The 21,068-nt window shown below is 63.1% G+C and carries 19 protein-coding genes, 2 tRNA genes and 1 pseudogene; 16 read left to right on the plus strand and 6 right to left on the minus strand.

What is annotated here, in order from left to right; all coding sequences use genetic code 11:
* Positions 1-307 precede the first annotated feature (307 nt).
* Positions 308-427 (minus strand): annotated as a pseudogene (locus tag ACZY0R_RS06130) (H-NS family nucleoid-associated regulatory protein); the annotation flags it as partial.
* 225 nt (positions 428-652) lie between these two features.
* Positions 653-1,555: a LysR family transcriptional regulator gene (locus tag ACZY0R_RS06135; RefSeq protein WP_488857599.1), complete on the minus strand. Its 903-nt coding sequence runs from the start codon at positions 1,553-1,555 to the stop codon at positions 653-655.
* A gap of 218 nt (positions 1,556-1,773) precedes the next feature.
* Between ACZY0R_RS06135 and ACZY0R_RS06140 the strand changes: the two genes are divergently transcribed.
* From ACZY0R_RS06140 to ACZY0R_RS06175, 8 genes are all read left to right on the plus strand, one after another.
* Complete coding sequence (locus ACZY0R_RS06140) at positions 1,774-2,922, plus strand: alpha-hydroxy acid oxidase (RefSeq protein WP_488859527.1); 1,149 nt, start codon at positions 1,774-1,776, stop codon at positions 2,920-2,922.
* 63 nt (positions 2,923-2,985) lie between these two features.
* Positions 2,986-3,663: an RraA family protein gene (locus ACZY0R_RS06145; protein WP_488857600.1), complete on the plus strand. Its 678-nt coding sequence runs from the start codon at positions 2,986-2,988 to the stop codon at positions 3,661-3,663.
* Positions 3,660-4,727 carry a hydroxyacid dehydrogenase gene (locus ACZY0R_RS06150; protein ID WP_488857601.1) on the plus strand — a complete coding sequence of 356 codons (1,068 nt, stop codon included), beginning with the start codon at positions 3,660-3,662 and terminating at the stop codon, positions 4,725-4,727. Before ACZY0R_RS06145 ends, ACZY0R_RS06150 begins: the two co-directional genes overlap by 4 nt.
* 58 nt (positions 4,728-4,785) lie before the next feature.
* On the plus strand, positions 4,786-5,793 hold the full coding sequence (locus ACZY0R_RS06155) for a tripartite tricarboxylate transporter substrate binding protein (RefSeq protein WP_488857602.1): 1,008 nt from the start codon (positions 4,786-4,788) through the stop codon (positions 5,791-5,793).
* Complete coding sequence (locus ACZY0R_RS06160; protein WP_488857603.1) at positions 5,778-6,758, plus strand: Bug family tripartite tricarboxylate transporter substrate binding protein; 981 nt, start codon at positions 5,778-5,780, stop codon at positions 6,756-6,758. Before ACZY0R_RS06155 ends, ACZY0R_RS06160 begins: the two co-directional genes overlap by 16 nt.
* Positions 6,759-7,698: 940 nt before the next feature.
* A complete protein-coding gene (locus ACZY0R_RS06165; RefSeq protein WP_488859529.1) occupies positions 7,699-9,021 on the plus strand; it encodes an IS4 family transposase in 1,323 nt (440 codons plus the stop codon).
* Between the two features lie 401 nt (positions 9,022-9,422).
* Positions 9,423-9,758 carry a helix-turn-helix domain-containing protein gene (locus ACZY0R_RS06170; RefSeq protein WP_488857604.1) on the plus strand — a complete coding sequence of 112 codons (336 nt, stop codon included), beginning with the start codon at positions 9,423-9,425 and terminating at the stop codon, positions 9,756-9,758.
* 599 nt (positions 9,759-10,357) lie between these two features.
* On the plus strand, positions 10,358-10,567 hold the full coding sequence (locus ACZY0R_RS06175; protein ID WP_488857605.1) for a hypothetical protein: 210 nt from the start codon (positions 10,358-10,360) through the stop codon (positions 10,565-10,567).
* A 211-nt stretch (positions 10,568-10,778) separates the two neighbouring features.
* On the opposite strand, the gene ACZY0R_RS06180 is transcribed toward ACZY0R_RS06175, so the two are convergent.
* Positions 10,779-11,813 (minus strand): IS630 family transposase, encoded by a 1,035-nt coding sequence (locus ACZY0R_RS06180; RefSeq protein WP_477115608.1) that lies wholly within the window; start codon positions 11,811-11,813, stop codon positions 10,779-10,781.
* Between the two features lie 267 nt (positions 11,814-12,080).
* Between ACZY0R_RS06180 and ACZY0R_RS06185 the strand changes: the two genes are divergently transcribed.
* The 5 genes from ACZY0R_RS06185 to ACZY0R_RS06205 all read left to right on the plus strand — a co-directional run bounded on the left by ACZY0R_RS06185 (position 12,081) and on the right by ACZY0R_RS06205 (position 16,928).
* A complete protein-coding gene (locus ACZY0R_RS06185) occupies positions 12,081-12,239 on the plus strand; it encodes a hypothetical protein (RefSeq protein ID WP_488857606.1) in 159 nt (52 codons plus the stop codon).
* A 164-nt stretch (positions 12,240-12,403) separates the two neighbouring features.
* Positions 12,404-12,685, plus strand: coding sequence for a hypothetical protein (locus tag ACZY0R_RS06190; RefSeq protein ID WP_045238891.1), 282 nt, complete (start codon positions 12,404-12,406; stop codon positions 12,683-12,685).
* A 313-nt stretch (positions 12,686-12,998) separates the two neighbouring features.
* The gene (gene pobA / locus ACZY0R_RS06195; protein WP_488857607.1) at positions 12,999-14,168 is read left to right on the plus strand and encodes a 4-hydroxybenzoate 3-monooxygenase; all 1,170 of its coding nucleotides are present in this window, start codon (positions 12,999-13,001) and stop codon (positions 14,166-14,168) included.
* 71 nt (positions 14,169-14,239) lie between these two features.
* Complete coding sequence (locus tag ACZY0R_RS06200; protein ID WP_488857608.1) at positions 14,240-15,661, plus strand: MFS transporter; 1,422 nt, start codon at positions 14,240-14,242, stop codon at positions 15,659-15,661.
* 433 nt (positions 15,662-16,094) lie between these two features.
* Positions 16,095-16,928, plus strand: coding sequence for a hypothetical protein (locus ACZY0R_RS06205; protein WP_488857609.1), 834 nt, complete (start codon positions 16,095-16,097; stop codon positions 16,926-16,928).
* A 173-nt stretch (positions 16,929-17,101) separates the two neighbouring features.
* Here the strand turns inward: ACZY0R_RS06205 and ACZY0R_RS06210 are convergent, their stop codons facing one another.
* Complete coding sequence (locus ACZY0R_RS06210; protein WP_045238894.1) at positions 17,102-17,629, minus strand: metal-dependent hydrolase; 528 nt, start codon at positions 17,627-17,629, stop codon at positions 17,102-17,104.
* A gap of 181 nt (positions 17,630-17,810) precedes the next feature.
* Between ACZY0R_RS06210 and ACZY0R_RS06215 the strand changes: the two genes are divergently transcribed.
* Positions 17,811-18,233: a hypothetical protein gene (locus ACZY0R_RS06215; protein ID WP_045238895.1), complete on the plus strand. Its 423-nt coding sequence runs from the start codon at positions 17,811-17,813 to the stop codon at positions 18,231-18,233.
* A 15-nt stretch (positions 18,234-18,248) separates the two neighbouring features.
* Here ACZY0R_RS06215 and ACZY0R_RS06220 read toward each other — a convergent pair whose 3' ends face one another.
* Positions 18,249-18,695: a hypothetical protein gene (locus tag ACZY0R_RS06220; RefSeq protein ID WP_488857610.1), complete on the minus strand. Its 447-nt coding sequence runs from the start codon at positions 18,693-18,695 to the stop codon at positions 18,249-18,251.
* Positions 18,696-18,890: 195 nt separating this feature from the next.
* Here ACZY0R_RS06220 and ACZY0R_RS06225 point away from each other — a divergent pair.
* Positions 18,891-18,966: transfer RNA gene (locus tag ACZY0R_RS06225), tRNA-Glu, on the plus strand.
* A 77-nt stretch (positions 18,967-19,043) separates the two neighbouring features.
* Positions 19,044-19,120, plus strand: a tRNA-Asp gene (locus ACZY0R_RS06230).
* 247 nt (positions 19,121-19,367) lie between these two features.
* Here the strand turns inward: ACZY0R_RS06230 and ACZY0R_RS06235 are convergent.
* Complete coding sequence (locus ACZY0R_RS06235) at positions 19,368-20,912, minus strand: sensor histidine kinase (RefSeq protein ID WP_488859531.1); 1,545 nt, start codon at positions 20,910-20,912, stop codon at positions 19,368-19,370.
* Positions 20,913-21,068: the final 156 nt, after the last annotated feature.

Consider the following 21,068-nt stretch of genomic DNA (forward strand, 5'->3'; position numbering starts at 1 on the left):
CCGAAAGGGCGCGAGATGGGGGGCATGCGGCTCGAAAACGGCCTCAGACCCCTCCCGTCTTCCGCATGGTGAAAATCAGACGCCAAACAGCCGCCGACCTCCAGCGCGACTGTTATTGATCAGCAATTCCTTAGAGCGGATACCTTCTCGTCATCATCTTGCGGTCGCTCTAGGATAAGCCTATAGCCCGCCTGAGTCGCACAAACAAAAAGCCCTTCTGTCACATCGAAGGGCTTTCTTGCTTCCAGACTTCTAAGTCAATGCTGCACGTCTGTACCAAGCAGCGGCAGATGCCGCTGCCTCGAGCTCACGCCTCTGGAATCAGAAATTTGTCGCGATTTTTACCGAGCCAAGCCGGTGCACGACCACGGCCAGTCCAAGTTGCACCCGTCTTGGGGTCTTGATACTTTGGCGGCAAGGCCGCTCGTCTGGGCAGTCAAAGAAGCATTGGGCCTTTGCATAGCACAACTACCGTGCTCCGATGTTGCAAACAGGAGCCTGTCGGACTTTCAGCGTCCGCTAAGCAATCGCCTAAATAGTAAGCACATTTCGCGAACTACAGGGCGATAGAACAGCTTCGCATCCAGTTTTGAATCGCTTTGTCGCTTTGTCGCTTTGTCGTGCGCATCTTTTGTTCAAGTCCGACAGTCTCCTAGACGAAACAACGCGGAGCTTGGAAGTCGATTACGCCACGGACAATCTCGCGCATCACCAGAATCAACGGCCGGGTGTCATCGCGGCGCCACTGCACTGCATAGTGAAGCGGCTCCAGAGCGTCGCTATCCGGCAAGATTCGGAATGCTCCCCGTTCGACAAGTGCGTCAGCCCACAACCTCGGAACGAATCCGAAACCCAGCCCTTCAACCAGCATTCCAACGACAGCGCCCCAGCTATTGCACATCAGGCGCCGGCTGACCATGAGCCCATGGCGAGCCAGCCATTGGTCGAGCACTCTGGTCCCCCCGGCACCAACGGGGAGCGTCAGCAACGTCTGCTCTCCCATCAGCATCCATGGTTCGTCGGTGCCGGCCGTCTTGAGGAACGACTGGCTAGCGACCCACGCAAAGTCCACCTGACCAATCCTCTCGGCTGCCAAGCTGCTGCGGGTGGACGGCCCAGCGAGAACTCCGATATCCAGCTCCCCGTCATGGAGGCGCTGCTCAAGGACCTGCCCAATATCGAGATGGGGCTCCAGCAACAGGCCCGGATGGCGTGACGACACTTCACGCACGAGCTTGGGCAACCAGGTAAGTCCGCTCAACTCGCCCAAGCCGATACGGCATCGTCCAATCAAGCCCTGACGCTGCCCTGCGGATTGCCGCAACTCTGCGGCGGCGTGCAGCATCGCGCGAATCTGCGGCAGCATCTGCTCGCCCTGGGCGGTCAGCTCGGCGCTTCGCCCGCTGCGGTCGAACAACTCCACGCCCAATGAGGCCTCCAGTTCGGCAATCCGTTTTGAGAGGGACGAGACGGACAGGTGGACGCGCTCCGCCGCCACCGTGAAGTTGACACAGGTTGCCGCCCAGTAGAAAGCTTCGAGTTGCTTAAGAGTCATAGCGAGTCCCAACGACCGATGGTCGACTTTTTCCAAAAAGCGAAATTATATCTTCGGTATTTTTCACTTTTTTCGTTGCGTGCGAGTTGCTAGATTTGCTCCAACCCATAGCAATCGCTCCCATGTCAGCCGCTCCCCTCTACGATGCCGCACAGACTTCTGCACTTCAACCCGGTGGCAACGATACGGTTGAAGCAAGTGGGCACGACATCGCCTGGATGAAGCAGCAGGTGTTGTCGCTGAAGGACTTCGAGCCGTTGGCTCGCAAGCGGCTGCCCAAGCCGTTGTACGCCTACGTAAGCGGCGCGGTCGAGGACAACATCTCCCTGGGTCAAAACCGACGGTCGTTCGAGGAAATCGCACTGCGACCACGCGTGCTGGTGGGCGTCTCTACACGAGACCTGAGCTTAACCCTGTTCGGCCAACAATATGCCGCGCCATTCGGTCTTGCACCCATGGGCATCTCCGCGCTTTTCGCGTACCGCGGGGACGTCATCATGGCACAGGCAGCTTGCCAGGCGTCCGTACCGGCCATCATGAGCGGTTCGTCCCTGATTCGGCTCGAAGAGGTCATGGAAGCCGCTCCAGGGACGTGGTTCCAGGCCTACCTGCCCGGTGACATGCGCCACATCGAGGGCCTGCTTGCGCGGGTTGAAGCGGCCCGGGTCGAGACCCTCGTCATCACAGTGGACACGCCGGTGGCGGGCAACCGCGAAAACAACGTGCGTGCGGGCTTTTCCACCCCGCTACGGCCTAGTGCTGCCCTCGCCTGGCAAGGCATCACCCATCCGCGCTGGCTGCTCGGCACCTTCGCCCGAACCCTGCTGCGCCACGGCGTGCCGCACTTCGAGAACGCCTACGCCCACCGCGGTGCACCCATCGTCTCGCGCGACGTGCAGCGGGATTTCTCGGACCGCGCCCATTTCACTTGGGACCACCTGGCGACCATCCGTCGCCGCTGGCGGGGGCAGCTCGTCGTCAAAGGCATCCTGACTGCAGAAGATGCGCGCCTCGCTCATCAGCACGGCGTCGACGGCATCATCGTCTCCAACCACGGTGGCAGACAGCTTGATGGCGCCATCGCTTCAATGCGGGCCCTGCCTGAAATCGTCGAGGCTGTCCCGCAACTGCCTGTGATGCTCGACAGTGGCGTGCGTCGCGGCACCGATGTCATCAAAGCACTTGCCCTGGGCGCCCGATGCGTTTTCATTGGACGACCGTTCGCCTATGCAGCGACGGTCGGTTCCTGCCATGGCGTTGCACATGGCATCGACCTGATGCAAGCCGAGATTTCTCGCGACCTGGCCATGCTGGGCATCACTCGCGTGACAGATGTTGATGCGCATTGCATCCAGCGCCCCTTCTGAACTGAGTTGCAACTTCCAAGTCAATCCAACAGGCCCTTCACGGCCGACACAGGAGACAGAACAATGACTTCGCCGCATGGTTTTCGCATCCATCCGCGCCCCGCACACCTTGTCAGTTCCTCGCTGATGGAACGGTACCGGAATTTCCCCGTCGCCAATGTCAGCGACGCGATGAGCCGCACGACCGGAACCAGTCAGCTGCGCCCGTTTCACCGCCGCGATGGCAACCTGGTCGGACGAGCGCTTACCGTTCGCACGCGTCCAGGCGACAACCTCATGGTCCACAAGGCGATTGACCTCTCTGGCCCTGGTGACGTTATCGTAGTAGATGCGGGTGGCGTGGGTCCTAATGCAATCATCGGCGAGATTATGCTTGCGCTCGCAATGTCGCGCGGAGCAGCCGGCTTTGTCATCGATGGCTTGATTCGCGACAGTGACGCAATTGGCAAGGAGCCGCTGCCTGTCTACGCGCGCGGTGTCTCGCACCGTGGCCCCTATAAGGATGGTCCGGGTGAACTCCACGTACCCGTCTCCATCGACGGCATGGTGGTCCGACCTGGCGACCTGATTATTGGCGATGGTGATGGACTGCTGGTTGTTCCCGCCGAAGGAGCCGAAGTGATAGCGGTCCACGTGGAAGAGGTACAGCGAGCCGAGGCCAGCATTCTGGAATCGATTGCACAGGGTCGCGCGGACCGCGCCTGGGTGGACCGCTCGCTGGCTGACAAGGGGGTACTGTGAGCCAGTCCATCACAACAATTCAAGGGCAGCGTCAGGTAGTGCGCTTTGACTACTGGCTCGACCCCGCCTTTAACCGGATTGTGGGCGAGCGCCCCGGCGTCAGTCTGCACACATGCCAACGCGAAGGCGCCGACGACGAGGCTTGGGCACGCCTATCTCAGGCACACGTGTACCAGATTACGGCCGCCAAGGACGAACTGCCCCGACGCTGGTTCATTACCGCGGAACTGCTTGCGCGTTGCCCGAATCTCATCGCAGTGTCATCAAGCGGGTCTGGCTGCGACACGATTGACATCGATGCCTGCACGGCGGCGGGCGTTGCCGTGATGAACCAGGCCGGCGGAAACGCCGATTCTGTAGCTGAAATGGCAGTGGGATTGATGTTGTCCGTAATGCGACGCATCCCCGAATCCGACCGTCGCATGAAAGCGCATAGCACCGGAAGCCGCGAGGACCTGATGGGCCACGAACTACGCGGGCGCACGCTGGGTCTGGTCGGGGTCGGACATGCAGGAAGTCGTGCTGCAGCACTTGGCCGTGCTTTCGGCATGCGCGTGATTGGCTATGACCCCCTTCTCGATAGTGCGGAGATGGCCAAGCGAGGCGCCGAGTTTGTCTCCTTCGGCGAGTTGCTGCGCACCGCTGACGTCGTTTCGCTGCACTGCCCCCGAGACGCCAGCACCCTGGGGATGATGAATGCAGACACCTTCGCGACAATGCGCCGTGGAAGCATATTCGTCAGTACGGCGCGTGGAGGCATCCACGACGAACAGGCCCTATATGCCGCGTTGTCGTGCGGCCACCTTGCCGGTGCCGGTCTGGACGTCTGGGACCAGGAGCCGCCAACGCCAAGCCATCCGCTCCTGACCCTTGAGAACGTCGTAGCCACCTTCCACACGGCTGGAGTAACGCATGACGCTCGTCGCAGGAACGCGACATTGGCCGCCACGCAAATTGTGGAGCTGCTCGCAACAGGCGAGAAGCCCGAGCGCCTTGTGAATCCCGAAGTCTGGCCCAGAGCGAGGCAACGGATAGAGGCCGCCTTGCTCGCTGCCGCCAACTGACTAAGCAATAGCCACAACAATACGCCGGCTTCATGAGGGCCGGCGAGGAGACAAAACCATGCATCCCACTTCCGACTCCCGTCGTCGGCGTCTATCCGTTCTCCTGGCTGCGTGCTCGCTCGCCGGCATGGTTGGCGCTCTTGCGCCAGTCGCAGCCAGGGCCGAAGCCGCACCATGGCCGAATCGCCCAATCGAGATGATTGTCGCGTACGCTCCTGGCGGCGGCACCGACCTGGTTGCCCGCTTGCTCGCACGACATCTCGAGAAGGAGCTAGGCGCAACCATTGTGGTCCAGAACAAGCCAGGCGCGGGTGGCGCCATTGGCTTTGCCGAGCTGGCACGCGCCGCACCGGACGGCTACACCGTCGGCTTCATCAACACGCCGAACCTGCTGACTATTCCGATTGAGCGCAAGACGACGTTCACCTGGAAGAGCTACGACCTCATCGGCAACCTGGTGGACGACCCGGGTGCCTTTACCGTCAATCAGTCCAGCAACCTTGATTCGCTGGCGACGCTTGTGAAGTACGCCAGGGCGAACCCTGGCGCGGTCACCGTGGGCACCACGGGCGTCGGCTCCGACGACCATCTCGCCATGCTGCTGTTTGAAAAGGCGTCTGGCGTAAAGATGACGCATGTGGGCTACAAGGGCGCCGGCGAAGTCCGTGGCGCCCTGGCTGGTCAGCAGATTACGATTGGTGCCATCAACGTCGGTGAGGCCTTGGCCTACCAGAAGGGTGGCACGCCGCTGAAGTTCCTGGGCCAAATGGGAGTTTCACGCGCGGTACTTGCGCCGAATGTGTCGACCTTCCGCGAGCAGGGCTACAACATCGAACTGGCTTCGTTGCGCGGGCTGGCGGCACCGAAGGGACTACCCGAGCCGGTAAAGAAGAAGCTCGTCGACGCCATGGCGAAGGTTGCAGCGGACCCGCAGTTCAAGCAACAATCTGACGCCATGTTTGCGCCCCTGCGCTATCTCGCACCTGCGGCCTATGCAGCCGAACTCGAGCGCGGTGAGGCGAGCTTCCGTCAACTGTGGAAGGAGATGCCATGGCAGGAAAAGTAAACCGACTCCTCCGTGTCGTGGCCGGCTCCGCGGCACTGGCCTGCTCCAGCCTCCTGTCGGCGCAGACGGCGTGTCCGCCCGGCTCAATTACCATAGTCGTCGGATGGCCTGCGGGTGGACCGTCGGACGCCGTTGCCCGTCTGGTGTCTTCGCAAATGTCCAAGGTGCTGGGGCAGTCCATCGTCATCGACAACCGTGCTGGGGCAGGCGGAAACATCGGCACGGATGTCGCCTCTCGCGCGAAACCCGATGGCAGCACCATCATGCTTGCCACAGCGACCTCGCACGGGCTCAATTCCGCGCTGTACAGCCGGCTCAACTACGACCCGATAAAGGACTTTTCGCCTATTGGCCTGATTACCACCTCGCCAGGCGTGATGCTCGTTCCCAAGGACTCTCCGTATCGTTCTGTCCGAGAACTGATTGAAAAGGCGCGCGCTCAGCCTGGTCAGCTGAACTACGGCTCAGGTGGTGTCGGCTCAAGCCAGCATCTCGCGGGCGCGGTATTCAGGAAGCTGGCCAAAGTGGACGTAGCACACATCCCGTTTAAAGGGACCGCCCCCGCAATGACCGACCTGATGGCCGGCCGGGTCGACTTCGTCATCACGACGGGAGCGCTTCCTTTCATCCGCTCTGGCAAGGTTCGTCCGCTTGCTGTGGCCGCGCATGAGCGACTGCCAGCGCTTCCCGACGTGCCAACATTCGAAGAAGCCGGTGTGAAGGGGTTCTATACCGATTCTTGGTATGGGTTGGTGGCGCCAGCGAACACTCCAAGGCCAGCGCTGGAGAAGCTGAACACTGCGCTGAACCAAGCATTGCGAGACCCTGAGCTTCATAAGCAGTTCTCGGAGCAAGGCTCACTGCCTGTCAAGCCGATGGGTGTGAATGAGTACTGGACCTTCGTCAAGAAGCAGATGCCCATCGCTGCAGAACAAGTTCGCATCTCCGGGGCAAAGGCGGACTAGAGAAGACTCGACAACGAGAATGGCTTGGGACGCTGGCGTTGAAGCAGCGCCTCTCGCCGGCGAGCCAGCCTACCCTTCGATACGCTCTTCGCGTAGCTCCTGGATGCGCGCACTTAGCCTGGGCACGGAAGGTGGTGGCGGCATTCTCTAGTGTGGGGGCCTCAGGCAATGTACGCCTTGGCGATACCATGATTGACCGCCCTCATCTCCGCCTGGCCCACAGAATACTTTGCCAAATCGACGGCGAGGATTGACTCCTCAAACCCAATGAGGAGCGAGGCCAGTTCGCTCCTCGGCGGGGTCGCGGCGAAGCAATGCACTGAGCGCTGTCAAAAATATCCATCCGGAATTCGGCGTCCTCCTGCGAGGGCCTTCTCGGCCCACGAGCGGTAGCCGGAACAATGTTGAACACCGATGAGGATAGGGTGGAAGCATTCCCGGATGCGGCCAATGTGGCGGTCGTACGTTTCAGGCGTTTTGGCGTTGTCCCTATACCCAGGTTACCTGAGCTTTCGGGGCCGAACCGATGCGACAGGGGCACTCGGCCATCCAGCAGTTCTGCGAGCCACTGCGAGCTTGACCGACATCAACAGGCGACCTGTCAGCTCGGCCGTATGGCTTTAGCGATGGGTAAGAACAGCTCATACCATCACTCCGACCAATTCCCGGAAGGTGGCATTCTCCAGACCCAACACCATCTTCCCTGCTCGGCGAGCCGTAGCCACAAGGCGTAGGCACCGGGCATTGGGACTCGCCCGTGGTGTAACGACGGGTTTCCGAAGTCGCGTATTGCGAAGAAAAAAGGGAGGTCTCACGCCCACCCCTTTCAAGGTGACGAGAAATAGGGCAGGCTCCGTGTTTTCGAACCGAAAACGGAGTCAGTGGCGTGGTACTGGACGCAGTGGTGGAACGCTTTATCGAACACAGCCCGATCAGCGTGATGGCGCGCCTGGGGTTGCAACGCGCGCTGGATCCAGCCTGGATCGACGAGTTGTTCGAGCAAGAGCGTGAAACGCAGTACACGCGGGAGTTACTGTTCTCGACCACGGTGGAAATCATGTCGCTGGTGGCCGTGGGGCTGCGCCCGTCGGTGCATGCAGCGGCCAAGGCCAGTCCGGTGCTGCCGGTATCCATTACCGCGCTGTATGACAAGATCAGCCGGACCGAGCCGGGACTGGTTCGTGCCCTGGTGCAAGGCAGCGCGCGGCGGCTGGGGCCGGTCGTGCAACCGATGTTGCGCAAGCAGCCGCACTCCGTGGACGGTTATCGCCTGCGCATCGTGGATGGCAGCCATTTGCCGGCGAGCGAAAAGCGCCTCAAGCCATTGCGTGAGTTTCGGGGCGCGGCCTTGCCGGGGCAATCATTGGTGGTCTATGACCCGGATACGGCGATGATCGTTGATCTGGTGCCCTGTGAAGATGCGCATGCCCAGGAGCGAGCCATCATGGGAACCCTGCTCGAATCGGCCCAGCCAGGCGAGTTGTGGATCGCCGATCGCAACTTCAGCACCCGGGCGATCCTTGCCGGCTGGCAGCGGCGCGGCAGCGCCTTCATCGTGCGGGAACACGGCCGTAATCCGGGCCCGAGCGAGCTGGAGCCGGTACGCGAAATGGGCCGGGTGGAGACCGGGCTCGTGTACGAGCAGGCGGTGAGCATCCCGGATGAATCGGACGCCCCTCTGGTGTTGCGGCGCATCGAGTTGCATCTGGATGGCGCTACCGAGGACGGTGACACCGTCATCCGCCTGCTGACCAATGTCCCCGCCACCCACCTGACAGCCGAGGCCGTGGCCAGGCGCTACCGGCAACGCTGGAGCATCGAGAATCTGTTTCAGCGACTCGAGTCCGTGCTCAATAGCGAGATCCGGTCGTTGAGTCAGCCGCGTGCGGCGCTGCTGGCCTTCGGCGTGGCGGCGCTCGCGTATAACGTGCTGAGCGTGATTGCGACGGCGGTGAGAATCCGCCATGAACTGGATAGCAGCGACATCGAGCTTTCGCCGTATTACCTCGCCAGCGAAATCCGGGCGACGTATGCCGGCATGATGATCGCGGTGCCGGCCGAGGTGTGGCATGTCTATGACGTCCTCACCCCGGCCCAACTCGCCCGCACGCTGCTCAAAATCGCGACGCACGTTGATCCCCGCGCGATGCGCAAACATGCGCGGGGACCGAAAACGCCCAAGAAGAAAGGCTATGTTGCCGGCTGCGTGGCACGACGGCATGTTTCTACGGCCCGTGTCATCAAGGCTGGACGTGTCGTTTGATCACCTTGAAAGGGGTGGGTCTGAGTAGTCGTCGGGCGTCGTGGCACCCGCCGAGCCGAATCTATAGCGGGCTATGAACGCGTACGGGGCCGTTACGGGCCTGCACACCGGTCGTCGGGACTTATGGTGGGTAGTCAACGTGTTCAGCAAGCCCTAGGCCTGCTTGCAAGTGTTGGGGACAAGGAACTGGCGACAAGCCTGGTTCAAGGGCTGCACACAGTCTTGGCCGACTTTGATTTCGGGCCGGCCGAAGACTGAGCGGACATCAAAAGCAGAAAAACCGCCTCGTTGTGTCCGGACGCAACGAGGCGTGAATACAAAAGGTGCCGCCTTCTGCTCATGGCGGTGTTGGTTGGATGATTGCGACATGTCCAACCACGCCGCATCTGCGGTCACCTCGTATGAACCTTGAACTCTTTTCGCAGCCGGACGAGCCCGGACGGAACTGGCCTAAGACTTCCCTGGCCAAAGCTATTACAAGGCAAGACCAGCTTGCTGCCATCTACGGCAAGACTCGCGGCAACCACCACACGACACAAACTGCACGGATGGCGATGGCCCTGAAAGAACTGGGGTCAGTGTCCACCTATGAGTGCCGCCAGCTTCTGGACATCTATTGCCCGCCTGCTCGCAAATTTGACCTTGTTCAGCAGGGCTACCAAATCGGGACCTACCGGGAGACCGTCCAGTTGGAAAGCGGCGAGTTGCATCGTGTTGGGTTGTACGTACTTAGTTAGCCGCGGCAGTTGCCCCGTCTTTGAAGAATTGAGACGGGGCACGCAGAAACTGTCAGTGCTCACAAACTTTCTGGCAGCAGGCAGCCCGTGGAGCCTCGAACGCTATTGGTTGTCATCATTCGCCCCGCTCCCGGAGCCACTGCAGCACGTCAAATTGCCGCCAGCGCAGCGGGAAATTTGGGCCCAAGTAGGCAACTGGCGGCAAGGTCCAGGGAGCCGTTCGAGCGCGGCGGAGGATGGTGGCGGGGGTGACGCCTAGTAGCGAGGCTAGGTCGTGGGCGTCGAGGTAGCGGAGAATGAGTTCCATGGTTGATATAGCAACCAGTCACTGCAGACATCCAATGGCACGTTCATCGTCATCATTCGCAATCCCGTGACGTCTTAGCCAAGCCCGTCCAACCACCTGCCAGCGAGACACGCGATGGGGCTCGCGATGTGCCCGCCTGTGCTACTAGAACGTATAAAGCCTGGCCCTATACAGACACGCTGGTAAGCGAGACAGCGGATGAAGATGCGGCGGCGCGGGACGAAAGCCATACAGAACAGTGTGACGCGGAGACCCCCGGTAAAGCAGTTCGGCGTCTATCCCAGGAGTAGCGGTGAAACTCAATCATTCTTCAGAGGACGTCGCGTTCAATTCGAAGCTTCTGCCAGGCAAACGACATTTCTGGGGCAGAAAATGGGGGGTAACTGACCGTTTACCTGGCGGGGTTATCACCGAGCTATCAGTTTCTGTTAACGGCATGCAGAGCAACGGTCCGAAAACAGACCAAGCCCTGCCATTAACAGGAACCAAGCTTGCTCGTTAACAGATACTAATTTTGCTCTCCATTGGCGCGAATCGACTCGAGGATAAACGGATGGTCGTCCACAGCCACAACGGATAACGGTTCTTCCACTTCGACTTGGTCCATATCAGCCCCTGTTAGCTAGCGTGCGATTTTGGCTGAGACTCTACCGAACAGGCTCTAGGAATTTTCTGCTATGAGGCGTGAATTACTAACTTTTCAGAAAGTATTGTCAGGCCGCAGCGTATTGGCACTCCGGCTGGCGAAAGAACGACTTGACTAACTCAGGCAGTCGTTGAATGCGACGTAACGCACTTCTCGCTAATTTCTTCATTTCGTTCTTTCCCTGGACTAAACGCTTGGAGACTTGCCGCTTCACGTGCGCCCACACCTGCTCGTCGGGGTTCAGGTGAGGAGAATACGGCGGCAGGTAGAACAGCTTCAGCCGGCCTTGCTCACTTTCGACGTATGTTTTGACTAGCTTGCTTCTGTGTACCGGATGCCCGTCCACCACCACAAAAACCGGCTTGGTCGCGCCGATCATCAATCGCTTGAGAAACTCGATAAACACCGTCGTATTGACGGAGCCGTCATGCACCATGAAACGAAACTCCCCACGTGGACTGACTGCCGAGATCATGTTCAGCGAGAAGCGCCGGCCGGTCACGCCAACCACAGGTGTCTGGCCACGCGGCGCCCAAGTCGTACCGGTGTGATAATCCGAGCGAATGCCCGCCTCATCCACGAAGTAGATCGTTGCGCCCGCCGCTCGCGCCTGAGCCCGGATCTCCGGATAGGTCTCTATTTCCCACTGCCGCACCAGCTTGGCGTCCTGCTGCCAAGCCTGATAGAGCGGCTTCTGCGCACTAAACCCCAGCAGCTTCATGATCCGGCTGACCGAGGCCAGCGACAACTTCTTGCCGAATTGGCGATGGATCAGCTCACCGATCAGCGACAGCGTCCACAGCCCGAACTCGAACTTGTACTGCAGCGGCGTGTTGTCCCTGATTGCCTTGGCCAGCCAGCGCATTTCCTCGGCGCTGATCTTCGGTGGGCGGCCGGGTATCGGCTTAGCCAGCAGCGCCGTCTGCCCGCCGTTGGCAAAGTCGGCCAGCCAGCGATAGACGCTGCGCACATTGACACCAAAGGCCGCAGCCACGCTTTCTACCGTCTGGCCTTCGCGAATAGCCTTCACTGCCTGCTGCCGCATTACCTGCAAGGCTTGATGCTCGATCGACCGAGCATCCGAGTTTCGTTTGCATTTCATGAAAGTATTGTCTCACATGACAATACTTTCTAAAAGGTTAGTATCTCAATGCATCGACGAAACCAAGCGAACTCTCAAGGTAGCGGGATGAGCCATGGCGAGGCTGGTGCACTTTTGTCCCGTGCACATTTCCTTACAACCCGGACACACACCCGCGTCACCGGGGCGCTAAGCTGCCCCCTTGTGCAAGCCGTGTCTTGCCTAGCCAAGGAAAGTAAGCATGAGCCGCTCCCGTCCGAAGTTATTGCCACTGCCCGCCACGCTGCCATGCGCCACCTGCCTCACGCCACGCATATCGAACGTGGCGCCCGCGCGGCAGCCCCGGTGAAGTGGTCGACCATCGCGCTGGTGCTGCTTGGCTGGCTTGGCGCCTGCACCGGCATCGGATGGTTGCTGATGGCGTGGTCCGGCCTGGCCGGGCAGTGAGTTTCCAAAGCCCGGTAACATACCTCGCGCCACCGGCCCATCCTCCGCCCGGGCCCCAGGGCCATCATCAACGCTCCATTTGGTAACGGCGTATTTCAGCCGCGCCACGGAATCCCGCTGCGCCCCCAATCCAAACCGCCCCATTCCCAAGGCAAGGAGAGACCATGTACGATCGCGCCGCCCTGCCGCGACAGATCCACCGCTCCATCACCGCCGGCGTCACGCAAGACGCGCCCGCGCCGCGCGCCAAACCCGCTTGTCACGCCGGCGCCAAGCGGGCAACCGCCGATCTCCTGATGTCCGATATCGGTCCGCTGAAACTGTGCCGGCATTGCGGCGAGCACTGGCCCGCCGACGGCGAGTTCTTCGCGCGCGACGCGCGGCGCCAGGATGGCCTTGAGCACGTCTGCAAGGCTTGCCGCAAAGAGCAGCGGCTAGTTCGCTGACGGCCCCCGGCCTGAAGCGTGCAGCGAGCGCCACCATCGATATTTGCATGTATGGAATGTGAAGGCTATCTCGCCCTGGCGACGTGCCTGACGGTGCTCCCCCGCGCAGGAACCGATCTCACAATCCTGGCTGATTTCAGGCAAACAACCTAGGGTTATCCCTCGTTTCCACAGGACATTCCACCTGGCGTGGCGACAAACCTGGATGTTCGTTTTGTCCTGTTGATGGTTCGTTCCGTCTATTCCCTCCCGTGCCCGGCGCCGCTATTGTTGCGTTCAACAACAATCTGCTTACCGCACCAGGAGACACGCGATGCGTACACAAGTCGCCATCATCGGCGCCGGCCCCTCGGGCCTGCTGCTGGGGCAATTGCTCGCCAAGGCCGGCATCGATGCAGTCATCATCGAACAGCGCAGCCCCGACTACATCCTCGGCCGTATCCGCGCCGGCATCCTTGAAAGCGTGACCGCCGATGCGCTCGAACGCGCCGGCGTGGCGCAGCGCCTGCATCACGACGGCCTGGTTCACCACGGCATCGAACTGTCTTACGGCGGCACGCGCCACCGCATCGACTTCCAGGCACTGATCGGCCGTTCCGTGACCGTCTACGGACAGACCGAAGTTACCCGCGACCTGATGGCCGCGCGCGAAGCCGGCAACGCCCTGACCGTCTATGACGCCGAGGAGGTGAGCGTGCACGATTTCGATACGGCCACGCCCATCGTGCGCTATCGCAAGGACGGCCAACAGCACGAGTTGCGCTGCGATTTCATTGCCGGCTGCGACGGCTTTCATGGCGTCACGCGGCGCAGCGTGCCGGCGCCGTCCAAGCGCATTTTCGAGCGGGTCTATCCCTTCGGCTGGCTCGGCGTGCTCACCGATACGCCGCCGGTGGCGGATGAACTGATCTATGCCAGCCACGAGCGCGGCTTCGCGCTATGCAGCATGCGCTCGCTCACTCGCAGCCGCTATTACGTCCAGGTGGCCGCCGACGAACGGGTCGAGGACTGGTCCGATCAACGCTTCTGGGACGAACTGCGCAGCCGGCTGGACGCGCCCGCCGCCGAAGCGCTGGCGACCGGCGCGAGCATCGAGAAAAGCATCGCGCCGCTGCGCAGTTTCGTGTGCGAGCCGATGCGCTTCGGCAACCTGTTCCTGGCTGGCGACGCCGCGCATATTGTGCCGCCCACCGGCGCCAAGGGCCTGAACCTGGCCGCCAGCGATGTGCTTTACCTGGCCGACGGCCTGATCGCGCGCTACCTGCACGACGATGCCAGCGAGCTTGACGCTTACTCGCAGAAATGCCTGCGGCGGGTATGGAAGGCGGAGCGCTTCTCATGGTGGATGACATCCCTGCTGCACCGCTTCCCCGATGCCGACGACTTCGCGCTGCGCATCCAGCAAGCCGAGCTGGACTACCTGACCGGCTCGCGCGCCGCGCAGATGTCACTGGCCGAGAACTACGTCGGCCTGCCTTACTGACGGCTCGCGCCAAACCTTCAGAAATACAGAGAATCCGCCGCCAACGAGCGGCATAGCAGGAGACCCGCATCATGACGCCCCCGAACAGCGGCCAGCCGGCCGCCACCCACGACCCTGCGCGCCTGCCGGGCGCCAGCATCGACGTCCAGCAGTTCATCGACAACCAGCCGTTCTCGCGCTTCCAGTGGATCATCCTGATCCTGTGCTTCCTGATTGTCGCCGCCGACGGCTTCGATACCGCGGCGATCGGCTTCATCGCGCCGGTGCTGGCCAAGGAATGGGGCGTCAGCCGCGCCCATCTCGGGCCGGTAATGAGCGCCGCCCTCTTCGGCCTGGCCGCTGGCGCGCTGGTGGCGGGGCCGCTGGCCGACCGCTTTGGCCGCAAGAGCGTGCTGGTGGGCTCGGTGCTGTGCTTCGGCGGCTGGAGCGTGGCCTCGGCCTTCTCGACCTCGCTCGAAGCGCTCACGGCGCTACGCTTCCTGACCGGCCTCGGCCTCGGCGCGGCCATGCCCAACGCGGTCACGCTGATGTCGGAGTACGCGCCCACGCGACGCCGCTCGCTGGCGATCAACGCCATGTTCTGCGGCTTCACGCTGGGCTCATCGGCCGGGGGCTTTGCCGCGGCCTGGCTGATTCCCCACTACGGCTGGCATTCCGTGCTGCTGGTTGGCGGCATCGTGCCGCTGGCACTGGCCGTGCTGCTGGTCTTCTGCCTGCCGGAATCGGTGCGGTTCATGGTGGCGCGCAAGGCGCCGGCCGCGCGCATCGCCGCCGCGCTGTCGAGAATCCGCCCCGGTGCGCTACGCGGCGACGAGCGCTTCCATGTCCAGGAGGCCGCACCCGCGGATGGCGCGCCCTCGGCAACGTCCTCGCTGCGCGCCATCCTGATGCCGCGGTTTCTCTCCGGCACGGTGCTGCTATGGACCACCTACTTCATGGGCTTGCTGATCTTCTACCTGTTGACGAGCTGGTTGCCGACGCTGTTCGCCGACGCCGGCTACCCGATCGAGAAGGCCGCTCTCATCACCGCGCTGTTCCCGCTGGGCGGTGGCATCGGTACCCTGACGGTAGGCTGGCTGATGGACCGCGGCCATCCCTGGCGCATTGTCGCCGGCACCTATGCGCTGACAGGCGCGCTGGTCTATGCGGTCGGCCACGGTGCAGGCGATCTCTTCCTGCTGGGCGTGCTGGTGTTCGCCGCGGGTACCTGCATGAACGGCGCGCAATCTTCCATGCCCACGCTGGCCGCCGGCTTCTATCCCACGCAATGCCGGGCCACCGGCGTGGCCTGGATGCTCGGCATCGGCCGCTTTGGCGGCATCGTCGGCGCGCTGCTGGGCGCGCAGATCCTGGGCCTGGGATGGAGCTTTGGGAAGATATTTGGCCTGCTTTCGCTGCCGGCCTTCGTCGCTACCGCCGCGTTGCTGATCGCCTCGGCGCGGCCGGGGACAGCGGCGCGCCAGGCCGTTGGCCAGCACGACGCCGCGCATTGACGGCACACGCATCGCCGCCGGGATGTGGGCACGCGACGTGCGCAAGCACGATCAGGGCCGCATTTTCGTCGAGCGCGACCTGATGGATATCTGAATGCCGAGGCGGCGCTGCGTGGACTTGCATCGCCTTCTCAGCGCCACATCCACGCCACATCCCTGCCACACATCCGCGGCGGCATGGCCCGGTGCACCACGCGGTCGTCCATGCCTGCAATCCACCGATTCCCCAAATCACCGCATCGCGTCCATCCGTCATCAGGATGAGCACAGCGGCGCGATTGGTTCGCTGTCCCACACAGCATGTGTTGCCGCAGGCAGGAAACAGCACCGCCCGCTTTGCCTGCGGCACTGCCGCGGCCTAACATGCAAGGAAAGCTAAGCCCGGTTACAGGGCCGATGTACCAGAGAGAAATCGTGGTAATGCGGGGACACCTTGGCGAATTACCTGGAAGAGTACTGCGCACGGATCAGGCGCGGGTCGGCGACGGCTGTCATCGACAAACCGGTGCTGGTTGATCGCGACGGCATCTACGCGATGTCCTACGTACCATTCGAACACACTCATGCGAACGCGCGGCTGGTGTTGGTGAGCACCACGCCGGGACACACGCACGTCAGGCTGGCGGCCGAACTGACCGAGAGCCTGATGCAACGGCATGCGCCCGGACGCACCATCCAGCGCGAGAACAAGCGCCAGGTGGAGTTGGGGGGGCGGCTGGTGCGGCCCAACCTGATTCGCATGCTGGATCATTTCCGCATCGCGCAGCTGATCGACCTGCCCGGCGCGGCGGCGCTCTGGGACAAAGGCTTCGAGCAGCTGCAGCCGCTGGCATTGCTGCCATATGCCACCACCCGGCGCGGCCTAGCCTTCGATGGCGACCTGGAGGAACTGATGGCCGTGCCGATGCTGCGCACGGTGTTCGAGGCGATCTTCCTCGGCGCGCTTGCGCATACCCATGACGAGGCACTCTTCGTCGCGCTGGGGCGCACGGCGTGGGCCGCGCTGGGCCATGCGGCCGATCGCGGCCTGCTGCAGCGATGGCAGTTGCTGGGCATGATGCCCGTGCCCGCCCGCGCGGGCAGCATGGTGAAGTATTTTCTGCGGGAGGTAGCCGCCGGCGAACTTTCGCCGCGAGATCCCGTGCGCCACCGCACCGTCTGGCTCGACGCCGCGCATGCCGAACTGATGGCGGCAGTGCGCAGGCAAGACCGGCGAGACTCGGATTCGGGCCTGCCGGGTATTGCGGACACCTGCCTGGAGGCATGACGCCGCGGCGCCGCTCCTCGCCCACTGCGGATTAATATGCCGAAGACTGCACCCCACCTCGGTGGGGTTCATCTGGCACTTTTGGCCGCCGATAGCCTTCAGTGAGGGAATTGCCCCCCTCACCATTCCCGATCGGCGGCCCCTTGTGGCCGCCTCTTTTTTTGCGCACGCCCTCAAACCCGCAGATGCCAGGCCCGCAGGTAGTGCAGCAGGTCCAGGCCATGCGTCCCGTGGAACCAAACATGGCGCGACAGCGCCAGCGCGCCGATCCACGAGGCAGCCACCACCATCAGGTCGCAGCGGCCACTCTTCCACCAGTTCAGCGAGTGCCGTCCCAGGATCCACGGCACGCCAAGCGGATTCGGCCAGTCGGCCAGCAAGTGCATAAGGCCGCCGCAGGCAAAGCCAAACGCCGGCGCAGCCAGCCAGTGCAAGCCCAGCGAGCGATGCGCCACCGCCAGCAAGGCCAGCCAGGCGATGCCCCAATGCGTCCAGGTGCGATGTGTGATCCACAAGCGGCGGGATTTTGACCACCAGGCCACCTCCAGCCAGTCGGGCGCACCGCCGCCGGCCACGCCCGCCAGGAAGGCAAGCGCGGCGGCGAAATGGAAGGTGCCGCCGGCGCCTGCCTTGGTCACCACCGCGGCGGCGATCAGGCCGGCCGCCCATCCGGTGGCATGGTGTGCTTTGCTGGAAGCCATTGTCGTGCGCTCTGCGGTCGCCGTGAAATCGAGGGCCGCAATGGTGGCAGATCGGGCCGCAAAAGGACAGCGTTGACGGGCCGCATCGTCAAGGCCGTGGGCCGGCCTTGCGTGCAACCGCGACGCACACTAAGTTGGAAGCAGCCTGCGGCTACCCTGCCGCTGCACCCTGGGAATTGTCATGAGATGGCACATTGCCCGGCAAGCCCGCGTCATCCTGCCGGCGATCCCGCTGCTGGCGGCGGCCCTGTGGCTGGCGCCGGCAGTCCACGGCCAGCCGGCGGAAACCGGCCCCCTCACCGTTGGCGGTTCGCTGGTGGTGGAAGGGCCGCTCACCGTGCATGGCTCGCTTACCGTGGACGGCAGCATCCTTGCGCACGGCCCGCTGAGCGCGGCGTGGTTTGCCACCCTGCCGCCAACCTATGCGCCGCCGCCGGGGGCTGGCCGGCAAAAGGTCTTTCATGGCCCGCTCACCGTGCACGGGCCGCTGGTGGTGCAAGGCAACGTACAGGTCAACGGGCCCGTGAACATCGACGGGCCGCTGAGCGCGGGCGGCAGCATCGACGCAGACGGCCCCATGCGCGAGCGGCGGCGCGGCCGCTGAGGCACGCAGTAGGGCTCAGGCGGAGCGGGGCAACGCCGGCGGACGCGGGGCCATCATGGCGAGCGCCGCGCCGCCGACGATCAGCGCCGCCGCGCACGCCAGGGCCCACGTCAGCATGGCAAATCCGAACCACACCAGCAGCAGCGTAGCCACCAGGGGCGTGCTGTAGGAAAGTACCCCCAGCAGTGCCAGGCGGCCATGTTTGGTGCCGTGGTCCCATGCCACGAAGGCGATGCCGGTGGGCCCCGCGCCAAGCAGCAGCAGCACCGCCAGCCATGGCAGGCCCATCAGGAACGCCACGCCGAAGCTCAGTGCCAGCAACTCGAATGGCGGCAGGCGGCGGGCCTGGGCGGTCAGCAGCGGCAGCGTTGCCCACAGCAACAGGGCGAAGGCGCCGATCGCAGTCGGGCTGATCATGCGCCCGCCCAGGGAAGGGCTGCCAGGCTGGGAGCGAATCGGCATGGCAGTGGCATCCTGGTTCGGCGCGGGGAGATGCCCCCGCATGCCCTGCATGCTGGCAATGGCTTTGCCGCCAGTCTTGGCAAAAACGGCTGTTCCGGCGCGGCGCGGCCCATCCCCCTTCCCATATTCGCCAAAGGGCGCTACAATCGCGCCCCTCGCGACACGAAATTCACATGACGTAGCGAGCAAGTCTAAGTCCCCTTCGTCTAGAGGCCTAGGACATCACCCTTTCACGGTGAGTACAGGGGTTCGAATCCCCTAGGGGACGCCAGTTTAGAGAGCACGCCATACAGGCGGTCTCTTACAAGCGCGTCGGAAATCGTTCAGAGCGGTTTCCACAGCCACTGCGGAGTGGTAGTTCAGTTGGTTAGAATACCGGCCTGTCACGCCGGGGGTCGCGGGTTCGAGTCCCGTCCACTCCGCCAGCATTGCCTGGATACCGCGCGAAGATTGCGCCGCCAAGAATAATATAGCCCGCCATCAAGGTGGGCTATTTTTTTGCCTGTAGTCATCCCGGCAGCCTCCTGGCACGCTACGGCTACTCGTCGATCTTCATCGCCACGTCGGTCGCGACCGCGCTCGGCGTGATCCCCATGCTCCAGGTCCGCCCAGGTGTCGGTCCCCGCCTCGAAAGCGGCGTGGGCGCCATGGCAGCGGCGGAATATGCCACCTTCAGCCCGCCGCGGCGCGCGGCAGGCGGACCGCAAAGCACGAGCCCTGCCCTTCCTTGCTGGTAACCACGACCTTGCCACCGTGCAGGTCGACCGCCAGCTTGACCAGGTACAGGCCAACGCCCGCGCCTGCCGTGCCGGCGACGTTGCCGCCGCGCACAAAGCGCTCGAAGATCTGGTCGCGGTCCTTGTCGGGAATGCCCATGCCGCGATCGGACACGGAGATGCTGATCGCCTCCGTGTCCGCGGATAGCTGCACGGCAACCGGGACGCCCGCCGGCGAGTACTTGATCGCGTTGCCGATCAGGTTGCTGATTGCCTGGAACAGCAGCTTGGCGTCGCCGTGGAAAATCTCGCCAACGCCCGGTTCGATGGTTTCCTCGATCACGGCCGCTGGAGAGCTCTCCCGGTGCATCTCGCACACCTCGTGCACCAGCAGCGCCAACGAAAAATCAACGCCCTGCAGCGTGGCAAGGCGCCCGCCATCGAGCAACTGCGAGGAGTCAAGCAAGTGGTCGATGAGATTGGTCATGCGTCGCACGGCCACGCGGATGCGCCCGCAGCGCTCGGCAAGAACGTCGGCGGAGGGCGCATCCTTCATGCGCATGAGCCGCTGCGCGTGGCCGTCGATCACATTAAGCGGCGTGCGGAACTCATGCGAGGCCATGGAGACGAAATTGCGCTGCAGCACCGCCAGGCGCCGCTCGTTCTCCAGCGTGTCCCGCAGCATCGTGGTCTGCGCGGCCAGCGCCGCCTTGCTGCGCTCCAGCTCGATCGTATTGTCCCGGAAGCGCACCACCGCGCGGGCAATCTCGCCAATTTCGTCCTTGCGCCCGGCACCCGGGATATCGACGTGCGGATCGTTGTCGGTGATGCGGTGCATACGCTCGACAAGCGCCGCGATGGGATTGGATACCGCCCGCACCAGATAGGCCACGGCCGCAATCACCAGGAAGCCCGACACCAGGATGGCGCCGGCGATCAGCCGGCGAGCCTCGTGGTAGGCATCGGCTTCACGCGCGGTGGCCTGCGCGGCGCCCACGACATTGCGCTCCGTCAGCACGCCCAGCGTGCCGTTGGCCTGCTCGAAAGCGTGGCGCGACTCGCCGCGGTAGAGCGCCACGGCTTGCGTCGTGTCCTTCTGGTGGGCCAGCGACACCACGCGGTCGACCAGTTGACGGTAAGCGGACCACTGCGCCATGAACTGCTGGTAGAGCGCCAGCTCCGCCGGCTCATGCTCGATCTTGCCGTAGCGGGCCTCAACCTCCTTGATCACATCGTCCAGCTTGCCGATCTGCCCTTCGGCCGCGCGCAGGTCGGCGCGCGAAGTCGCGATCAGCGCATCGCCTTCGAAGGCGCGGTAGTCGGAAATATAATTATTCAGGTCGCCCAGGATGCGATTGCTCTGCAGCCAGCGGCCGCTGATCTGCGCGGACACGCTATGAAAGTTGCTCAGCCGGTTGATGCCGAACAGCCCCACGCCCACCACCAGGAGCAGGAACAGCACGAAGACGAGCGACAGCCGCACGCGGATCGGCCTGAGCATCGGCACCGAATCAGGCAGCCCGACCAGGCGCCGCCCCAGGCTGCGGCGCACCCGCCGGCTGGCGGGCTCCTGACGAATTGAGTGATTCATAAGACTTTCATCCTGAATTTCGCTACGCTGTGCGCGGGGCGTGCCGCGCGTCCCGACGGCCTGCCG

It is taken from the genome of Cupriavidus sp. F041, from assembly GCF_057814235.1.